Annotated in this window: 22 protein-coding genes; 8 read left to right on the forward strand and 14 right to left on the reverse strand. The window is 61.9% G+C overall.

Annotation, left to right across the window (positions count from 1 at the left end; translation table 11 throughout):
- Positions 1-90 precede the first annotated feature (90 nt).
- From AC2FMD_RS07710 to AC2FMD_RS07730, 5 genes are all read right to left on the reverse strand, one after another.
- The gene (locus tag AC2FMD_RS07710; protein ID WP_496684170.1) at positions 91-1089 is read right to left on the reverse strand and encodes an endonuclease/exonuclease/phosphatase family protein; all 999 of its coding nucleotides are present in this window, start codon (positions 1087-1089) and stop codon (positions 91-93) included.
- Entirely contained in the window at positions 1089-2129 is a 1041-nt protein-coding gene (locus tag AC2FMD_RS07715; protein ID WP_496794877.1) for an ABC transporter ATP-binding protein, read from the reverse strand. Before AC2FMD_RS07715 ends, AC2FMD_RS07710 begins: the two co-directional genes overlap by 1 nt.
- Positions 2130-2142: 13 nt before the next feature.
- Positions 2143-3051: an ABC transporter permease subunit gene (locus AC2FMD_RS07720; protein ID WP_496684448.1), complete on the reverse strand. Its 909-nt coding sequence runs from the start codon at positions 3049-3051 to the stop codon at positions 2143-2145.
- A gap of 12 nt (positions 3052-3063) precedes the next feature.
- Positions 3064-3945, reverse strand: a complete 882-nt coding sequence (locus AC2FMD_RS07725; RefSeq protein ID WP_496684445.1) for an ABC transporter permease subunit — start codon at positions 3943-3945, stop codon at positions 3064-3066.
- Between the two features lie 62 nt (positions 3946-4007).
- A complete protein-coding gene (locus tag AC2FMD_RS07730) occupies positions 4008-5315 on the reverse strand; it encodes an extracellular solute-binding protein (RefSeq protein WP_496684442.1) in 1308 nt (435 codons plus the stop codon).
- 211 nt (positions 5316-5526) lie between these two features.
- On the opposite strand from AC2FMD_RS07730, the gene AC2FMD_RS07735 reads away from it, so the two are divergent.
- Positions 5527-6540, forward strand: coding sequence for a LacI family DNA-binding transcriptional regulator (locus AC2FMD_RS07735; protein WP_496741726.1), 1014 nt, complete (start codon positions 5527-5529; stop codon positions 6538-6540).
- 29 nt (positions 6541-6569) lie between these two features.
- Here the strand turns inward: AC2FMD_RS07735 and AC2FMD_RS07740 are convergent, their stop codons facing one another.
- The 6 genes from AC2FMD_RS07740 to AC2FMD_RS07765 form a co-directional block, all read right to left on the reverse strand.
- On the reverse strand, positions 6570-7343 hold the full coding sequence (locus AC2FMD_RS07740) for a LamB/YcsF family protein (protein WP_496741723.1): 774 nt from the start codon (positions 7341-7343) through the stop codon (positions 6570-6572).
- 16 nt (positions 7344-7359) lie between these two features.
- Positions 7360-8376 (reverse strand): 5-oxoprolinase subunit C family protein, encoded by a 1017-nt coding sequence (locus AC2FMD_RS07745; RefSeq protein WP_496741721.1) that lies wholly within the window; start codon positions 8374-8376, stop codon positions 7360-7362.
- On the reverse strand, positions 8373-9101 hold the full coding sequence (locus tag AC2FMD_RS07750) for a 5-oxoprolinase subunit B family protein (RefSeq protein ID WP_496741719.1): 729 nt from the start codon (positions 9099-9101) through the stop codon (positions 8373-8375). The genes AC2FMD_RS07745 and AC2FMD_RS07750 overlap by 4 nt, the downstream gene beginning before the upstream one ends.
- 8 nt (positions 9102-9109) lie before the next feature.
- Positions 9110-10405, reverse strand: a complete 1296-nt coding sequence (locus tag AC2FMD_RS07755) for a TRAP transporter large permease (RefSeq protein WP_496741717.1) — start codon at positions 10403-10405, stop codon at positions 9110-9112.
- A gap of 9 nt (positions 10406-10414) precedes the next feature.
- Positions 10415-10966, reverse strand: a complete 552-nt coding sequence (locus tag AC2FMD_RS07760) for a TRAP transporter small permease (protein WP_496711895.1) — start codon at positions 10964-10966, stop codon at positions 10415-10417.
- 64 nt (positions 10967-11030) lie between these two features.
- Positions 11031-12002, reverse strand: coding sequence for a TRAP transporter substrate-binding protein (locus tag AC2FMD_RS07765; protein ID WP_496741716.1), 972 nt, complete (start codon positions 12000-12002; stop codon positions 11031-11033).
- A gap of 182 nt (positions 12003-12184) precedes the next feature.
- Here AC2FMD_RS07765 and AC2FMD_RS07770 point away from each other — a divergent pair, with 182 nt between their 5' ends.
- The 7 genes from AC2FMD_RS07770 to AC2FMD_RS07800 all read left to right on the forward strand — a co-directional run bounded on the left by AC2FMD_RS07770 (position 12185) and on the right by AC2FMD_RS07800 (position 17269).
- Positions 12185-12706, forward strand: coding sequence for a winged helix DNA-binding protein (locus AC2FMD_RS07770; RefSeq protein WP_496685171.1), 522 nt, complete (start codon positions 12185-12187; stop codon positions 12704-12706).
- 250 nt (positions 12707-12956) lie between these two features.
- A complete protein-coding gene (locus AC2FMD_RS07775) occupies positions 12957-13865 on the forward strand; it encodes an MBL fold metallo-hydrolase (protein ID WP_496741714.1) in 909 nt (302 codons plus the stop codon).
- 2 nt (positions 13866-13867) lie between these two features.
- Positions 13868-14809, forward strand: a complete 942-nt coding sequence (locus tag AC2FMD_RS07780) for an MBL fold metallo-hydrolase (protein WP_496684478.1) — start codon at positions 13868-13870, stop codon at positions 14807-14809.
- Positions 14806-15420, forward strand: coding sequence for a Crp/Fnr family transcriptional regulator (locus AC2FMD_RS07785; RefSeq protein ID WP_496741712.1), 615 nt, complete (start codon positions 14806-14808; stop codon positions 15418-15420). Before AC2FMD_RS07780 ends, AC2FMD_RS07785 begins: the two co-directional genes overlap by 4 nt.
- A 72-nt stretch (positions 15421-15492) precedes the next feature.
- Positions 15493-15681 (forward strand): YgaP family membrane protein, encoded by a 189-nt coding sequence (locus AC2FMD_RS07790; protein WP_496684469.1) that lies wholly within the window; start codon positions 15493-15495, stop codon positions 15679-15681.
- A 14-nt stretch (positions 15682-15695) separates the two neighbouring features.
- Complete coding sequence (locus AC2FMD_RS07795; protein ID WP_496727666.1) at positions 15696-16166, forward strand: rhodanese-like domain-containing protein; 471 nt, start codon at positions 15696-15698, stop codon at positions 16164-16166.
- Between the two features lie 50 nt (positions 16167-16216).
- Positions 16217-17269 carry a YeeE/YedE family protein gene (locus AC2FMD_RS07800; RefSeq protein WP_496794878.1) on the forward strand — a complete coding sequence of 351 codons (1053 nt, stop codon included), beginning with the start codon at positions 16217-16219 and terminating at the stop codon, positions 17267-17269.
- A gap of 12 nt (positions 17270-17281) precedes the next feature.
- On the opposite strand, the gene hemA is transcribed toward AC2FMD_RS07800, so the two are convergent.
- The 3 genes from hemA to AC2FMD_RS07815 are packed head-to-tail and all read right to left on the reverse strand — an operon-like array spanning position 17282 to position 19352.
- Positions 17282-18499, reverse strand: a complete 1218-nt coding sequence (gene hemA / locus AC2FMD_RS07805) for a 5-aminolevulinate synthase (protein WP_496683822.1) — start codon at positions 18497-18499, stop codon at positions 17282-17284.
- Positions 18499-18906 carry a DUF302 domain-containing protein gene (locus AC2FMD_RS07810; protein ID WP_496741787.1) on the reverse strand — a complete coding sequence of 136 codons (408 nt, stop codon included), beginning with the start codon at positions 18904-18906 and terminating at the stop codon, positions 18499-18501. Before AC2FMD_RS07810 ends, hemA begins: the two co-directional genes overlap by 1 nt.
- Positions 18907-18941: 35 nt before the next feature.
- Positions 18942-19352 (reverse strand): DsrE family protein, encoded by a 411-nt coding sequence (locus AC2FMD_RS07815; protein ID WP_496794879.1) that lies wholly within the window; start codon positions 19350-19352, stop codon positions 18942-18944.
- Positions 19353-19398 lie beyond the last annotated feature (46 nt).

Consider the following 19398-nt stretch of genomic DNA (forward strand, 5'->3'; position numbering starts at 1 on the left):
CCGTTGGCCACAACCTGCCAACGGAAAATATGCCGCATCACCAAGCGTTATGCCCCGCGCGGCTGTGGAACTCTGGGCCGATGGGGCGGGTCAGAGCTCGACCCGGCACCACACGCAATCATGATCCGACAGCGGCTTGCCCTCGGCCGTCAGCGAGGGCAGCAGCCCTCGGTCCGGGCATGTCAACCCCCTGCCCGCGAACCAGTCCAGCTTCATCACCCGGTCCGGGTGCGGCGTGATCAGGCTTGGGCGCGTGGTGTGACCTTCGGCAGTGAACGCCCAGCTGTATCCGCGGCGCTCGGCCAGGGAAAACAGCGTTTCCCGGCGCCAGTCGAAATCGGGCGGCAGGTGGTTGCCGGTGTTCAGGTCTCCCCCGATCAGCACCGGCATGTCCGGCGCAAACGCCTCGACGGCATCCAGCAGTTTTTCGAACTGCGCGTGCCGGTGGTCCGAGGCGGCGTTGCTTTCCAGATGCGTCGACACCACGCAGAGCGGCCCGGCCTTTGTCGGAACTTCGGCCAAGATCGCCATGCGCCCGCCCAGTCGCGGCTGATCGGGGTCGGCCGCGCCGCTGTCGGCGGCGAACCAGTGGCCGTGATCGTCCAGCCGAAGCAGCGAGGTCCGGCTGAACGGCACCGCCGACAGGATCGCATTGCCGTGCCAACCCAGCGTGTTGAAATCGTCGCTGCAAAATGCGCGTTCGGTCGGACCACCCATACCCAACTCGTGGAACTCGACGCCAAAGACATAGGCCATGTTCAGATGGGCGGCCATCTCCTCGGTCGTGTGGCGCTGTGCGGTGCGGGCCATGCCGTGATCGACCTCGGACAGCAGAACGATATCCGGTGCGACCGGCGCCAGATGCGCAGCCGTCTCAGCCGGAAAAAGGCAACGCTCGACGTTCCAGGCCGCAACCGTCAGCGTCGGGTCAAGCACGTCACGCGACGCCCGCCCGCCCAGTTGCAGCGCGTTCATGGCCGGCGTTTCCGCCATCAGGGCACGATGCGCTTCGGCGGTGCGCGGCGCGGACAGAATGCGCGCGCGCGCGGCTTCGGAAACAGGCGGCAAGGCCGCGACGGTCTTGGTGATCACAGGGCTTTTCCGGTTTCCGGGTGGAACAGAGTGATGGCGTCGGACTTCAGCGCGATCCGGGTCTCGCCCGGCGCGGCCTCGACATCCTTGCCGACATGGATGGTGAACTCCTGATCAGCCAGCCGCCCGTGCAGCAGCCGATGCGCGCCCAGCTCCTCGATGATGTCGACATGGAAGGAAATCGAGCCTCCGGCGCCCAACATCACGTCCTCGGGGCGGATGCCCAGAGTGACCGGGCCAGACCCTTCGGCCGCGCCCAGCACCGTCTCACCGTTGATCATGACATTGCCACCGTCCAGCCGGGCCTGGATCAGGTTCATCGGCGGCGCGCCCATGAAGCTGGCCACGAAGGTCGAGGCCGGGCGGTGGTAGATCTCGGACGGGGTACCGATCTGTTCGATCCGGCCCGCGTTCATCACGATGATCCGATCAGCCATGGTCATCGCCTCGACCTGGTCATGGGTCACATAGATCGAGGTCACGCCCAGACGCCGCTGCAGCGCCTTGATCTCGATCCGCATCTGGTTGCGCAGCTTGGCGTCCAGGTTCGACAGCGGCTCGTCGAACAGGAACAGCGCCGGGTCGCGGACGATGGCCCGGCCCATGGCGACCCGCTGGCGCTGACCGCCCGACAGCTGAGAGGGCTTGCGGTCGAGATACTCGTCCAGGTTCAGCATGGCGGCGGCCTCGGCCACCTTCTGCTCGATCACGTCCTTGGGCGTTTTGCGGTTTTTCAGACCATAGGCGATGTTCTTGCGTACCGTCATGTGCGGGTACAGAGCATAGTTCTGGAACACCATGGCGATGTCGCGATCGGCCGGATCGACGTCATTCATGACGCGGCCATTGATCGTCAGTTCGCCTTCGGTGATCTCTTCCAGCCCGGCCACCATGCGCAGCAGGGTGGACTTGCCGCAGCCGGACGGGCCGACAAGAACCACGAACTCGCCATCACCGATATCGAAACTGGACGGGGTCAGCGCCTCGGCGCCGTTGGGATAGATTTTACGGATGTTCTTCAGGGATACCTGAGCCATTTGCTTTACTGCCTTACTTGTCGGATTCCGTCAGGCCCTTGACGAACCAGCTTTGGAAGAAGATGACGACCATGACCGGGGGGATGATGGCGATGATCGCCAGCAGGTTGGCCCGGCCGTATTCGGGAATGCGGTTACCCTCCAGCACCTGCGTGATCTGCTTGATCCCGCGCACCAGGGTGAACATGTCCTCTTCGGTGGTGATCATGGTGGGCCACAGATACTGGTTCCAGCCATAGACAAACATGATGATGAACATCGCCGCGATCATCGTACGCGACAGCGGCACCAGGATGTCGATGAAGAATTTCACAGGACCGGCGCCGTCGATGCGCGCGGCCTCGACCAGTTCTTCGGGGACTGAGCGGAAGAATTGCCGGAAAAAGAACGTGGCCGTGGCCGAGGCGATCAGCGGAATGATAAGGCCCTGATAGGTGTTAAGCATCCCCAGCTTCTGCACCACCTCGTACGAGGGCAGAATGCGCACTTCGAGCGGCAGCAGCAGCGTGGTGAAGATCACCCAGAAGGCCAGCGTGGCAAACCGCATCCGGAAATAGACGATCGCATAGGCGGCCATCATCCCGATGAGGATCTTGCCCAGGGCAAAGCCGATGCCCAGGATGAACGAGTTCTTGAGCATGTTCAGGCCGGTATTCTGCCCTGAGAAGCCCGAGGCCTGGAACATAGCCTTGTCGAAATTTTCGGGCAGCTGATCGCCGATCGTCAGGCTGGGGCCGGTCTTGATCACCTCGACATCCGGAACGGTGGTCATTTGCAGGACCATCAGCAGCGGCAGCATCATGAACAGCGAGCCCACGATCAGAACCGCGTGATCGCCGATGGCGCCCCACCGGATGCGGCGCTTGCGTGGCGGCGTTTGCGAGGCGGCGTAGTCGATCACACCTGCATTTGCTTCGGTCATCGTCTGCCCTCCTCAGGTATAGTGAATGCGGCGTTCGACCAGCCGGAACTGGAACACCGTCAGCGCCAGGACCAGTACCATCAGAACCACCGACTGCGCCGAGCTGCCGCCCAGGTCATTGCCGCGGAAGCCGTCCACATAGACCTTGTAGACCAGCGTCATCGGGTTGTTCCCCGGCTCGCCCTTGACCATGGTGTCGATCACGCCGAACGTGTCGAACAGCGAATAGGTGATGTTCGTGATCAGCAGGAAGAACCCGGTCGGCGCCAGCAGCGGGAAGGTCACGTCCCAGAACCGTCCAGAGGCCGAGCGGTTGTCGATCAACGCCGCCTCGCGCACCGATTTTGGGATCGATTGCAGCCCGGACAGGAAAAAGATGAAATTCACCGGCACCTGCTTCCAGACCGACACGATCACCATCGCGGTGGCGGTGTCATTGAAATTGACGCCCAGTTTGAAATCCCATCCGATCGAACGCGCCAGTTCGGTCAACGGTCCCCAGCTTTGGTGGAACATGATCAGACCGATGAAGCCCGCCACCGGCGGCGCCACGGCATAGACCCACATCAACAGCGTGCGATAGGTCTTGGCCCCGCGCAGAACGTTGTCGGCCTTGACCGCCAGCAACAGCGCGATGGACAGCGACAGAAAGGTGACCAGAACGGTGAAGATCACCGTGAACCAAGCGATGCTGAGGTATTCGCCGTTGCCTGCAAGGTCCCTGTAATTGTCCAGCCCGACAAAGGTCGATCCGAATCCGAACGGATCCTGCAGGAAGAATGACGACTGAACCGCATGCGCGGCGGGCCAATAGAAAAAGACCGAAATGATCACAAGCTGCGGCATCAGCAGCAGGATCGGCAGCCAGCGGGCGGTAAAACCAGCGCGTTTCATGAATTCTCCGTATAACGGAGGGCGGCCGCAGGACCTGCGGCCGCCCGTTTTGCGTCAGTGGGTCAGTTCTGGGTTTTCGCGAACCGATCCAACAGGGCGTTGGCTTCGGTTTCGATGTTGTTGAACGCGTCCTCGACCGAGGTCTCGCCGGTCAGGATGCGGCCGTATTCACGGTTCATCACGTCGCGGATCTGGACGTAGAAACCCATACGGTAACCCTTGGTATGCTCACCGGCCGGCAACGACAGCTGCTTGATGCCAACCTCGGCCGCGGGGGCGCGGTCATAGTGGCCATCGGCCTTGGCCATTTCATAGGCGGCGGTGGTGATCGGAACGTAACCGGTCTCGCGGTGCCACATGTACTGGGTTTCCGGCTTGGTCAGGAACTCGAAGAACGCGGCCGTAGCCTTGTTTTCCTCTTCGCTCTTGCCGGCCATCGCGAACAGGGCCGCGCCACCGATGAAGGTCTGCTTGGGCTCTTTCGTCACGGCTTCCCAATAGGGCAGGAAGGTGGCTGAAAACTCGAACGGCAGGTCCTTCTTGGACAGGCCGCCGAACGAACCGGACGACCCCAGCCAAATGGCAACCTTGCCTTCTTCAAACGGGGTCTGGTTGTCGCTCCAGCCGGTGCCGTACCATTCGAAGAACCCGTTGTCTTTCCAGTCTTTGACGGCGCTGAAATGTGCCTTGATCGCGTCGTTGTTGACAAGAATATTGGTGCCGTCAGCGCCTTCATAGCCGTTGTCGTTGGTGGCGAACGGCAGGTCGTGACGCGAATGGAAGTTCTCGGTGAAGATCCACGGCAGGTGCGATTGCGACAGACCGATATAACCGGCCTCTTTCAGCGCGGGCGCGGTGACGGTCTGGAACTCTTCCCAGGTTTTCGGCGGGGTCACGCCAGCTTTTTCCAACGCATCCACGTTGTAATACATGATGGGCGAGGACGAGTTGAACGGCATGCCGATCATCTTGCCGTCGCTGTCGGCATAAAAATAGCGCACGCCCGAGATATAGTCTTCGATGTCGAACGCAACGCCGTTCTGTTCCAACAGGTCCTGAACCGGAACGGTTGCACCCTTGGCACCGATCACGGTGGCGGCGCCGGCGTCGAATACCTGCAGGATGTTGGGCTGTTCACCCGCGCGGAAGGCGGCGATGCCTGCGGTCAGGGTTTCCTCGTAGGTGCCCTTGAAGACCGGAGTGATCTTGTAGTCGTCCTGCGAAGCGTTGAAGTCCTCGGCAATCTGGTTGACGGTATCGCCCAGTGCGCCGCCCATGGCGTGCCACCATGTGATTTCAACCTCGGCCATGGCGGCGCTGGCCACCATCGCGATCGCTGCGGCCGACGCGCCCAACTTGAATTTCTGCATGTGAATCCTCCGGTTCGTGTTTGGCCCTTTCGGGCGGGCAAAGCCCATGAAGCTGTGCGGGCGCAAGGCCCCGAGAACGCGTGAACATTGTTCAAAATTTTTTTCTGGCCAATGTGCACACGTGTTCACTAACTTCTAAGCATGACATTTTGGTGAAAGAATCGATTCAATTCAACAAATTCCTGCACCTCGCATCTGGTGCCGATCAGACATGACCGACACATCGAAAAAACCACCCTCGCGCCCCCGTCGGGTCACCGCCAAGACAGTTGCCGATCTGGCCGGGGTTTCGCGTTCGGCGGTGTCGCGCGCCTTCACGCCAGGCGCCTATGTTGATTCGGAGAAACGCAGGCGCATCCTGCAGATCGCCGCCGAAACCGGGTATCAACCCAACGCCTTGGCGGCGGGGCTGAAGGGCGGCCAGTCGAACCTGGTCGCGGTCTTTGTCGGCGACATGCGCAGCCCCTACGACGCCGCCTTCGTCGGACAACTGACGCGGCGGTTGATCGGCATGCGGAAATGGCCGATCTTGGTCGATCAGGCGAACGGCCAACCCGAAGCCGCCTTGGACGACCTTCTGCGGTTTCCCCTGGATGCGCTGATCCTGCGCGGAGGCAGCATGTCGCAGCAGATCGTCGAACGCTGTGCCCGGTTTAACGTGTCCACGATTTCGTCGGGACGACCGGTCGAGGGGCCGGGTATCGACACCGTGTGCTGCCGTAATGCCGATGGCCTGCGCCGGTTGACCGAGTTGCTGATTCAGCGTGGCTATCGAAGGTTCGGATTTCTCAATGGTCCGAGCGAGTTCTACTCGTCATCACGGCGGCGCGCCGGGGTGTTGCAGGCTCTGAACACGGCCGGGCTGCCGCTGGTGGCCGAAGCCGGGGGCGACTATACGGTGCAGGGCGGGCACTCGGCCGCGGTTGAGCTTCTGAACCAGCACCGCATCGATGCGTTGATCTGTGCCAATGACGCAATGGCGATCGGCGCGCTGGCGGCGGCGCAGGCATTGTCGCTGGACGTGCCCGGCGACCTTGCCGTCACGGGATTCGACGATATCGACATGGCCGGTTGGCCGATCTTCGACCTGACGACGGTGCGCAACCCAATCGACGAGGCTGTCGATGCGATCATCCACCTTCTGGATCTGCGCCAGGCCGAGCCGAAGAAGACCCCGGACCGCATCGACATCGATCCGGTCGTGATCGAGCGCGGCACGCATTGAGCAGCGGCGCACAGCTCGGCCTTCTAGGGTCAGGCCGGACCGCCGGCGAATTGCCTGAGCTCAACACCGCTCTTCTGCAGGGCGTGGCGCACTTGGGCTGCGATCTTCACGGCCGTCGGCGTGTCTCCGTGCAGGCAGATCGTGTCGATGCGGGTGGGAATATGCTTGCCGCTTTCAGTGATGATTGCCCCGGCCTTGACCATCTCGACCATGCGCGCGGCGGCACGGTCGGGGTCATGGATCACCGCGCCGGGCAGGCTGCGGTCGACCAGCGTGGCATCATCGTTGTAGGCACGATCGGCAAAGATCTCGCAGGCTACGGTGCAGCCCAGGTCGCGCGCGGCGCGTTGCTGGGCGGTTCCGGCCAGAACCATGATGATCAGATCCGGAGCCACCGACAGCGCCGCCTCGTAACAGGCCCGCGCCATCGCCTGATCTTCGGACGCCATGTTGGCCAGCGCGCCGTGCAACTTCAGATGACGCACCTGCCCGCCGGCCGCACGCGCCATCGCCTGCGCCGCGCCGACCTGATAGCGGATAAGGTTCTGCAGCGACGGCAGGGGATAGTGCATCCGCTGACGCCCGAAGCCGTGCAGATCGGCAAACCCGGGATGCGCGCCGATGCCCACGCCGTTCTCCACCGCCTGCGCCATCGTCGAGGCCATTACGTCCCAGTCGCCCGCATGAAACCCGCAGGCCACGTTGGCCGACGTCACGATCTTCAACAGCGCCGCGTCATCGCCCATTTTCCAGGGGCCAAAGCTTTCGCCCATATCCGCGTTCAGATCGACTTGATGTGCCATGGCACAGGCTCCTTTTCTACAAAACGTCCTCTTCGCGGGCGATGGCGCCGCTGATCAGTTGATGGGATAGCAGGTCGGACATACTGCGCGGATCGCGGATCAGCGGGCGCAGCGCCCGAGGTAGCGCGACCCTGACCTGGGCGGCGGCCCGCTCGGCGGCCACCGCTTCGTCCAGCGACACGAAGCGGAACCGCAGATCGGCCCCGGCCGGGGCCTGCGCCACCTTGGGCAGGTCGCAGGGCAGAACGGTGCCGATGCGGGGATAGCCGCCGGTGGTCTGGCACTCGGCCAACAGCACGAAGGGCGTGCCGTCGCCGGTGACCTGGATGTCACCCGGCACGATGGTTTCCGACAGCACGCTGCGCCCGCCCGAGACATGAAAGCCCGGTCCGTTGCTCTCCAGCCGCACGCCCATGCGATTGGCGCGCGCGTCCCGACGGAACGCGGTGGCTTGCAACCGCTCCAGAACGTCTGGGGCGAACAGGTCGGTCTGGAAACTTGCCACGATACGGATTTCTCCGCCCGAGAACCGGTCCTCGGGGTCGAAGGTCATGCCGGTTGCACCGCCCGAATCCGCGCCGATCGCCAGCCGGTCCCCCGCCTTCAGCAGGGCACCGATCCCCGCCGTCAGATGGGCCGAACAGGCGCCCAAAAGCGGGTCGCCCTTCACCCCGCCGCCGATGCTGAGATAACCATAGCTGCCGGCGACGGCGGGCCCGATGCTTAGCCGGGCGCCCGCAGGTAGAAGGTGCGAGGCGTTCCAGACTGCGGTCGCGCCATCGATCTGCGCCCGCATCCGCGCGCCAGTCAGGGCGATGCGTAGATCCTGATCGGCCTGAAATTCTCCGCCCATGCCAGCCATTTCCACGGCGGCAAGACTGTCGGCCTGTCCCAGCAACGCTGCGCCCTCGGCCAATGCAAGCCGGTCCACCGCACCCCCGCGCGACAGGCCCATGTCCAGATATCCGGGCCGCCCCAGGTCCTGCACCGTTAGGCCGGGCCCGACACGCAGTATGGTCAGATGCGCGCTCATGCCAGCGCCTCGCAAGTGGCGCCGCCGCGCGGATCGCTGCGCATCCGCGCCAGCGTTTCCGGGTCGGTGGAGGTGAACTGTACTTCATCCCCGGGGCGCAAAAGGAAAGGTTCGGGCACATCGGGCTGGAACAGACGGATGGCGGTCTGGCCCACATGCTGCCATCCGGTCGGCGTGGTGACAGAGAACAGCACAAGCTGCCGCAGCGCCACCACCAGAGCGCCCTCGGGCACGCGCGGGGTCAATTCCTTTTGCCGGGGGATGTCCCAGGCGGGCGGCAATTCACCTAGATAAGGCTGACCCGGGGCAAAGCCGATGGTCTGCACCCGCACCCGCGCTTCGGAAAGCGACCGGATCGCCTCGGCCTCGGACAGGCCCGCCGCCTGCGCCGCCTGCCCCAGCCGCGGCGCCAGATCCGTGCCGAAGACGGTGGGTACCCGCCAGAACCTGCGCCCGCCGGGCAGGTCGGCCGCGTACCAGTCGCGCTGGTCCAGCAGCGCCTGCACCTGCTGGTGCAACGCGGCATGCGACAAGTGCAGCGGATCGAACCGGACGAAGGCCGACACCAGCGAGGACGAGGTTTCCTCGACCCCCGCCCAGCTTTCCGCCTCGAGCGCGGCGCGAAAGGCCAGGGCAGCGCGGTTGGCCGGTTCGCTCAGCGCGGCTGCAAAGCTGATCAGCAGCCCGTCCACCCCAGCGGTTCGTATGATCGGAAAATCCTGCATCGCCCCCGTCACATCTGGTTCGGCAGATAGGTCACGATGCCGGGGAAAACCACGATGATCACCAGCGCCACGATCATCAGGAAGAAGAACGGTAGCGCCGCATGGGCCACCCGCAGGATGTCGCGCCCGGTCAGCGATTGCAGCACGAACAGGTTGAAGCCGACGGGCGGGGTGATCTGCGACATCTCGACCACGATCACCAGGAAGATGCCGAACCACAGCGGGTCGATCCCCGCCTGCATCACCATCGGCATGATGACTGAAGCCGTCAGCACCACAACCGAGATCCCGTCCAGAAAACACCCCATGATCACGAAGAACACGGTCAGCGCCGCCAGCAGCGTGAAGGTGGACAGGCCCAGCGATCCGATCCATTCCGCCAGCACGCGCGGAATGCCGGTAAAGCCCATCGCCACGGTCAGGAACGAGGCCCCTGCAAGGATGAAGGCGATCATGCACGAGGTCACCGTGGCCCCCATCAGCCCGTCGACAAAGCTGGCGCGGGTCAACGTGCCCTCGCGCCAGGACAGCAGCAGCGCCAGCACCACGCCCACAGCGGCCGCATCGGTGGGCGAAGCGATCCCGGCATAGATCGAGCCGATCACACCGACGATCAGCAGGATCACCGGCACCAACCGGCGAGAACGTCGCAGCTTTTCCCCGAAACTCGCGCGGATGTCCTCGGTGGGTAGGTTGGCGCGGTTGATCAGTGCCCAGATCGCCACATAACCCACGAACAGCCCCACGAGAAGCAGTCCCGGCAGAACTCCGGCCACGAACAGGCGGGCGATGGACTGCTCGGTTGCCACGCCATAGACGATCAGGATGATCGACGGCGGGATCAGCAGGCCCAGCGTAGCCGACCCGGCCAGCGTGCCGATGATCATCTTCTCGGGATAGCCGCGGCGCGAAAGCTCTGGAATCGACAGCTTTCCGATCGTGGCCGCCGTGGCCGCGGACGACCCGGACACCGCCGCAAAGATCCCGCAGGCAAAGACGTTCACATGCAACAACTGCCCCGGCAGCCGGTTCATCCAGGGCGACAAGCCCGTGAACATGTCCTCGGACAGGCGCGAGCGGAACAGGATCTCGCCCATCCAGATGAACAGCGGCAGCGCCGCCAACGCCCAGGAATTGCTGTGCCCCCATAATGTGGTCGCCATGACCAGCCCCAGCGGCGCATCGGAAAACAGCGCCATCGCCGCAATCCCGACCCCCAGCAGCGAAAACGCCACCCACAGGCCCGACCCCAGAAAAGCGAACAGCAGAACAAGAAGAATGATGGAAAGCGTGGCAATCGACATCTGCTGGCCCTATTCGTTCAGAAGGTTTTCGCCCTTGCCGTCCCAGCTGGGCGCGCGGCCCGCCAGCAGGCCGACCAGCTCGTCGACCAGGGCAAGAGTCAGAATGGCCAGCCCCAGCAGGACCGGCATCTGCACGATCCACAACGGCACCGAGACCATGCCCGGGCTGCGGTCGCCATATTCCAGCGACTCCAGAACCAGCAGGCCCAGATACCAGGTGGCATAGGCGCTCATGGCCAGGGCAATTGTCACCACGCAGATCTCGGTCAGGCGGCGCGGCCCCTTGGGCATCCGTCCGATCAGCAGCGTGACCCGGATATGCCCGCCGGCGCGCAGCGCATAGGCCAGCGCCAGAAAGCTGGATGCGGCCAGAAAGAACCCGGTGAAATCGGCATAGGAGGGGATGGTCAGGCCCACGCCCTGCCCGGTCAGCGCGGCCCAGATCTTGTCGGCCAGATTCAGCCCGACCTGCGCAAAGACCAGCACGACGATGGCCAGAATGAACAGCGCCGCCAATCCGCCGGCTGCACGATAGATGAAATCAAGACTGCGCCGCAGCATCGCCATCCCCTCCCCTTGTTGTCGAACCCGGCCGGACGTTTGGCACCCGGCCAGGTCGGATCGTTTACTGCTGATAGGCCTGCAGCAACGCGGCGCCTTCTTCGCCGGCCTCAGCGGTCCAGTTCTCGAGCATCTGCGCGCCGATCGCGCGCAAGCCGGCCATCAACTCTTCGGATGGCTGCACCACGGTGATGCCGTTTTCCTGCAGGACCGCGGTCTGCTTGGCGGTCTCGGCCTGACTCATCTCCCAGCCGCGGGCTTCGGCGGCGGCCGCCGCCTCCAACACGGCGGCCTGGGTCGCTTCATCCAGACGGCGGAAGGCGCGCTTGTTCACCACGACCACGTTCTTGGGAATCCAGGCCTGGATGTCGGTGTAGTGGGTCAAAAAGTCCCACGCCTTAGAGTTCACCCCGGTCGAGGGCGAGGTAATCATCGCTTCGACCCGGCCGGTGCTGAAGGCCTGCGGAATGTCCGGCACCTCGACCTGCGTGGGTGCGGCGCCCGCCAAGTTGGCGAATTCTTCCAGCGTGGCGTTGTAGGTGCGGAACTTCAGGCCCGCCAAGTCATCCACGCTGTTGATTTCCTTGGTGGTGTACAGACCCTGCGGCGGCCACGGCACGGCGTACAGTACCATCATGCCCTGTTCATCCAGCAGACCGCTGATCACGTCCTTCTGAGCCGCCCACAGCTTTTGGGCGTCGTCATAGTTGGTGGCCAGGAACGGAAGCGAGTCCGCACCGAAGGCTGGGTTGTCATTGGCCAGCAGCGACAGGAAAAACTCTCCGATCGGAACCTGACCGCTGCGTACGGCCTTGCTGATCTCGGGGTGCTTGAACAGAGACCCGGCGGAATGGACCTTGATTTCAACGGCACCGTCTGTGGCCGCGGCGACGTCCTTGGCGAATTCGTGGATGTTCACCGTGTGGAAGGTGGCGTCCGGATAGGGGGTCGGCATGTCCCAGGTCTCGGCCTGCACCTGCATGGCCAACCCGGCCAGCGCGGCCACCGCGCCACCGGCAATCTGCATCAGTTTCATTTTGGCTCTCCCTGCTTGAGTACTGGCGCAGAAGCTGACTCAACGTCAGCGATTTGTCAACGTTTTGTTATTGTTTTGGCCGAAACGCTGCGGGTTCCAAAGGTCAGGACGTTGAAAACGCACGCACTCCATGCCAAAACACTGATAATTTCTAAGCGTTTTGCAGATCAAAAGGCCGCAACATGACCGATTCTTCCCCCGACACGCGCCGCATCGTTTCCTCTCGCCACCTGGCCGAGGGCGAAGGCTGGGAACTGTCCGAACTCGAATTCGGCCTGATCATCGTCTACAACGCGTTCTCACGCTGGATGACCCGCTGCATGGCCGCAGCCGGGCAGGCCGATCTGGGACCGCTCGACATTCTGATCCTGCACAACGTCAACCACCGCGGCCGCGACAAACGCCTGACCGACATCTGCTTTCTTCTGAACATCGAAGACAGCCACACCGTTAACTACGCCCTGCGCAAACTTCTGAAGGCCGGGCTGCTGACGTCGGAAAAGCGCGGCAAAGAGGTGTTCTACCGCACCTCGCCCGAGGGCGTGGAGCTATGCGACGCCTATCGCAAGGTGCGCCAACAATGCCTGCTGGAAGGGCTGCCTGCCACCGACCTGTCCGGCGACGATCTGCGCGAGTTGGCCCGCAACCTGCGCGCTCTGTCCGGTCACTACGATCAGGCGAGCCGCGCTGCGGCGTCGCTCTGACCGTCGTCGCTTGTGCCATTCACCCTGTGATCTGACGACCTGAGGCTGGCAGCGCAGGTTGTATCCCGCCCTGCAGCCAAAAGCGCGACAAAGACCGATACCCGCGCCCACCCGGCCTATTTGCACCGTTAGCCCGCTTTCCCAAAAAGCACACCTGGCCAAGCGCAAAGCGTTGGGGCTCTATCCGGCAATTCTTGCCCCTCGGGAGATATTCATTCATATTCCGATGTGAGCATTTAGGGAGTTGGACATGAATATCTCACGGCGCAGGATGATGCAGGTCATGGCGGCCATTCCGCTTGCAGGCGGGCTGCCGGTCTTGGCACGGGCCGACATTTCGTTGGGTTCGGCCAGGCTGACGACGGTCAGCGACGGCCATCTGATCCTGCCCGCCAGTTTTATTTTTGAACCCATGCCCAAAGATGAGCTTGGTCAGATTCTGGCGGACTTCGGGATATCCAATGAAACGCTGGAACCCGAGTGCAACCTGACCCTATATCGCGACGGCGAAAACACTGTTCTGTTCGACGTCGGCGCGGGGCCGGATTTCGTTCCGACTGCAGGCACCGTTCTTGATAGCCTCGACGCGGCCGGTGTCACCCCCGAAGACGTCACCCATGTCGTGTTCACTCATGCACATCCCGACCACATCTGGGGGCTGTTGGATGATTTCGACGAGATCGTCTTCCCCGATGCAATCTTCATGATGGGCCGAGCCGAGTGGGATTATTGGTGGAATCCCGAGACCGTCAACACCATCGGCGAGACCCGTGCCGCTCATGCCGTCGGCGCAAAAAGAAGAATGACCGCGATCGAAGACCGCGTTCAGCTTTTCGACGCCGATCAGGAAATCCTGCCCGGAATCGCTGCGGTTTCGACCCCGGGCCATACACCCGGACACATGGCGTTCGAGATCCGGAAGGGCAACTCGGCCGCACTGGTCGTCGGCGATGCCATCGGCAATCACCACGTCGCCTTCCGCCGGCCCGCGTGGCACAGTGGTGCGGATCAGGACGCAGAGACGGCGGCCGCCACGCGGCAGGTTTTGTTCGACCGCCTGACGCACGAGGACCTGGCCCTGATCGGCTTCCATCTTCCCGGCGGCGGCATCGGCCGCGCCGAAAAGGCCGGTGACGGTTATCGGTTCGTCGAGGCATGAATATGCGTATCGTCCTGTTTGCGGCGCTGCTTGCGTCTCCGGCCCTGGCCAGCGAAGACATCGCGGATCAGTACCCGGCCTCACCCCTGTATTCGAAACCGGTGGAGTTCATTCCGAATGTCTGGTCCGCGATCGGTGCGACAGCTCCGCCGACCTATGAAAACTCCGGCCACAACAACAACCTCAGCTTCATCGTCACCGGCGATGGGGTCGTGGTGATCAATGGCGGCGCGGCCTATGTCCTGGCCAAGGCGCTACACGAAGAGATCAAGGCCATCACCGACCAGCCCGTGAAGCTGGTGATTGACGAGAACGGCCAGGGGCACGCGATGCTGGGCAACTCCTACTGGGCCGAGCAAGGCGTTCCGATTCTGGCCCATGTGGATGCCGCGCATGAAATCGAAGAGCGCGGCCATCAGTTGCTGGAGGAGATGAAACGGTACAACCGCGACAAGGCCGAAGGCACGTTCGTCGCGCCGCCCACCGAAACCTTCGAGGACACACGCGTCGTCGAGATGGGCGATTACCGGATCGAGGTGCTGCATCTGGGCCCGGCACACGGGCCAGGCGACACGCAGGTCTGGCTGCCCGAGCAGAGTCTGGTCATTGCCGGTGACATGGCCTTTCACGAACGGATGCTGCCCATCTTTGAGGATACCATCGTGGCGGACTGGATCGAAACCTGGGAAACCGGGTTCGAGCCTCTGGGCGCCACCTATGTCATTCCCGGTCACGGACATCCCACCAACATGGACCAGGTGCGGCGCTATACCCGCGATTATCTGGTCTATCTTCGGGAAAAAATCGGCGCGCATCTTGAAGAAGGCGGCGATCTGGCCGATGCCTACTACATCGACCAAAGCCCCTACGCGCATCTCGACACGTTCGAGGAACTGGCCACGAAGAATGCCGGGCGCGTCTATGAACAGATGGAGTTCGAGTGACCGACCACCCAGCCGAACCGTTTCTGACCCAGGGCAACAGAATCCACGTTCCGGATGGCACCTGCCTGTTCCGGCCCGGCGACGAGAGCCGGGCCTTTCTGTTTGTCCTGTCTGGCTCGGTTCGGGTGGAACAAACCAACGCCGCCGGTCGTACTGTCGTCCTGTACAGGGTCGAGGCTGGGGATAGCTGCGTTCTGACCACCACCGGGCTTTTGTCCGGGCGTCCCTATTCGGGCTATGGCTACGCCGAGGGCAATGTCACCGCAGTCTCAATTCCCGCCCAGCGGTTCCGCTCGCTGCTGAGTTCGGAACCAAAATTCCAAGAGATCGTGTTCCGCAATTTCGCCGCCCGTGTGGGGGAATTGACCGATGTTATTGACGATCTGCTTATTCACCGGACCGACCAACGCATTGCCCGCTGGCTGGCCAATCGTGCAGGACCGACCATCCACGTCACGCAGCAAGAGCTGGCTCAGGAATTGGGAACTGTGCGCGAGGTCGTCTCGCGAACACTGAAGTCCTTTGAAAGGCGGGGCTGGATCAATTCTGGCCGCGGGACGATCACGGTTCTTCAGGTCGCTGCCCTCGCAGAGCATGCCGAGCATGCCTGACCGTGATTGAGTCACATACGACCCGGTGGTTTTCCGGCTACATAGGTGGCACAGAAATGAAGGAGACCCGCTATGACTCGCAATCTTGGACAATTTGACCGCCTCGCCCGCCTGGTTCTGGGGGCTGCACTGATCATCCTGGCGGCCATGGGCACCATCGGTATCTGGGGCTATTTTGGCGTTATCTTCGTTGGTACTGCATTCCTGAACTTTTGTCCTATCTACCGAATTCTGGGAATCAAAACTTGCAGAGATTGCTGAAACAACATTTTCCGGTGCCGCGCACCCTTCTGGCCAGCCTGCTGCTGTACTTGTTGTCTGTTGCTCAGCCAGCTGGTGCAGCAGGTCAGGACATGTCAGCTCCGGAAGCTGCCGGCCTGGTGGAGGCGGGACGCCTTGTTCTGCTGGACATCCGCTCTCCGCAGGAATGGGAAGAGTCGGGCGTTGCCCGTGGGGCCTTGCCCATTTCAATGCACGAGCCGGATTTTCCGAAGCGCCTGCAAGAAGTTCTGTCCCGTGTTCCACCGGAACGCGTCGGCCTGATCTGTGCGACCGGCGGTCGCTCGAACTATGTGGCCGAAATTCTTGAGAAGAACGGCGTGACCGATGTCGTAGACGTTTCCGAAGGGATGTTCGGGAATGGAAAATCCCCCGGCTGGATCGCCCGCGGCCTGCCTGTCGTTCGGGCCCGCGAGGCGCTGGACAACTATACCCTGTGGCGCTTGAGCGAAATCAAGGCAGACTAAAATAGTCCCACCCTATATTGCCACGCAACAAGGACTGCTGGTGAACACGGATGGAACAACTAATTGATCAGTTCGGCGAGCCCACACTTCTGATGATGTCAGGGGCACTGGTGGGGCTTTTGTTCGGGGCCGCCGCCTATCATTCCCGGTTTTGCCTGCGGGCGGCGACCGTCGAAGTGGCCGAGCGTACGCTTGGGCCAAAACTGGCAATTTGGCTGATCGCATTCTGCACGGGTCTGGCCCTGGTCCAGCTTTCGATCCTGACTGGGCATCTTGACGTCAGCATGGCCCGGCAAATCGCCGGCATAGGCAGTCTTTCTGGGGCGATCATCGGCGGGTTGATGTTTGGCATCGGCATGATCCTGGCGCGAGGCTGTGCCAGCCGTCTGCTGGTACTGTCTGCTTCGGGGAACTTGAGGGCCATCGTGACAGGACTGGTTCTGACCCTGACGGCGCAGGCATCGTATCGCGGGGTGCTGGCACCTCTTCGCGAGAGGCTGGCCAGCCTGTGGACAATTCCGGGCGGGTCTGAACGGATGATGTTCGACTCCTCGGTTATGGTTGGCGCTGTCGGCGTTCTGGGTCTTGTCGCAGCCGTCTCCTACGGAATATCCCGAAACCTGCGCTGGTCCGAGCTGGTCTCGGCGGCCTTGGTAGGTGTCGCTGTTTTTGCTGGTTGGAGCGTGACCTACGCGATCGCCTCGGCCTCGTTCGATGTGGTGCAGGTGCAATCAGTTACCTTTACCGGGCCATCAGCGGACACGCTCATGGCATTGGTCAACGAACGGAACCTCTCGCTTAGCTTCGGAGTGGGTTTGGTCCCCGGCGTATTCCTTGGTGCCCTGACGCTCGCCCTGCTGCGGGGCGAGGCCAGGATACAGCGGTTCGAGCCGAACACACCAATGGAAAGATACCTGATCGGGGGCGTTCTGATGGGGTTCGGCAGCATGTTGGCTGGCGGTTGCGCCGTGGGCGCCGGAATGTCAGGCGGGGCAATCCTTGCCCTGACAGCCTGGGTGGCCGTGTTCTGCATGTGGGTCGGCGCCGTTGCGACGCACACTTTGCTGCAAATGCGAGGTGGCCGGATGTCGGCCACCGCCTGACCCTATCGGGCGTTACTGTGCGGCCAGCGGTTGACGCCCCAGTTGACACTGTGACCAGAGCATTTCGAGTGCAGAAATCAAACGATCGATGTCCCGATCGGTGTGAACCGGTGAAGGTGTGATCCTAAGCCGCTCGGTTCCTTTCGGCACCGTTGGATAATTGATCGGTTGGATGTATAGACCGTGCTCTTTCAAAAGCATGTCCGAGATGAACTTGCATTTGACAGGGTCGCCGACCATCACCGGAATAATGTGGCTGGGGTTTTCGATATGCGGAAGGCCGATTTCGTCCAGCCGCGCCCGAACCTGCGCCACACGCGCCTTGTGGGCTTCGCGTTCCGACGCGCTGTTTTTAAGATGCCGGATAGAGGCCGCCGCTCCGGCTGCAAGTGCCGGGGGCAACGCCGTGGTAAAGATGAATCCGCTGGCAAATGAGCGTACGAAGTCGCAGATCTCGGCCGAGGCGGCAATGTATCCGCCCATCACGCCAAAGGCCTTGCCCAGCGTGCCTTCGATGATGGTCAGCCGGTCCATCAAACCTTCGCGTTCGGCAATGCCACCACCACGCGGGCCGTATAGTCCAACAGCATGTACCTCGTCTAAATAGGTCATGGCGTTGTATCGATCAGCCAGATCGCAGATCTCGCGGATCGGAGCGATATCGCCGTCCATCGAATAGACACTCTCGAAAGCGATCAGCTTGGGCTGATCGGGCGGCAAGGCAGCCAGCTTTGCCTCGAGATCAACCAGATCGTTATGTTTCCAGATTACCTTCTGCGCCCGCGAGTGGCGGATGCCTTCGATCATCGAGGCGTGGTTCAACGCATCCGAAAGGACGACACAATTGGGAATCCGCGCCGCCAAAGTGCCCAGTGCCGCCCAGTTTGATACATAGCCCGAGGTAAACAACAGGGCAGCTTCCTTGTTGTGCAGATCCGCCAGTTCGGATTCCAGAAGAACATGGTCATGGGTGGTGCCGGATATGTTGCGCGTACCACCTGCGCCTGCACCGGTCCGGTCCAGCGCCGCGTGCATGGCCGACAGAACTTTCGGGTGTTGGCCCATGCCCAGGTAGTCATTCGAACACCAGATCGTCACCTCGCCTGGCCCGTTGTGGCAATTTGCGGCCGGAAAACGACCGCGATGCCGCTCGAGCTCGGCGAATTCGCGGTAATTGCCTTCCTCGCGCAATTTGGCCAGTTCAGACCGGAAAAACCCCTGGTAATCCATCAGTTGCCAACAGCCTCCGAGACGATATCGTCCAACAGAGCCTGAACCTTCTGCATCGGCCCTTCAGGATAGGGGCGATATCCGACCATCACCTCTCCGTCACGGTCGGTGACGAAGATGCCATAGGGACAGTGCTGGATATTCATCGGATCGGCCTCCATCACTTCGCGCGACAAAACCGCCGAGCAGAACAGGAAAATATCTGCGTTTTCGAAGACTTTTTCAGAGCTTCCAACATCTTCGCCAGTACGGTTCAGCATGTCGCCCACATGGCTGACGTAGTCAATCACCAGCCCCTTTCCAACGATCGCGCTTTCAACGGCAAAGGTCGCTTCATCGAAACTGCCATCGAAAGGAACAAGGATGGGGTCTGCTCCTGCTGCACCAGCAGTCAGAACAAGTGCCATAAATGCGTTTTTCATCTTCCTAGTCCTTTCATTTATCAAGGGCGAATAACCGTCCAGCCCGCTTCGCTGAGAGTCATCAGATCGACTACTCCGGCCGGGACATGCTCGGCGATTTCGACGATAGGTGGCTCTTTGCCTTCTTTCTTGGTCATGCCGGCAATCGTATTTCCGCAGGCTGCGAACGTGACGTTCGGCATCGAGGCACCGAACGCATCCAGACGTTCGAGAACCGGCGATGTATCCTTGCGCAGCATGTGAAGCCCCGCATTGAACGCTACAATCCGAACTTCGACGGTTTCGCCCTGGCTTTCATAGTACCGCGTCACATTTGCCGCCACGTTCAGGACCGTGTTCATTTTCTGCGGGTTGTTGTCGCTGATTTGCAGAGCCAGTTTGTGGTCTGCAAGACCGTCTTGCGCCACGGCTGCGGACGTCCACAGCGCCATGACGCAGACCGCGATCATTCCCATTATTTTTCTCATTTTTTTCCTC

The organism is Ruegeria sp. BHSC276, from assembly GCF_059612945.1.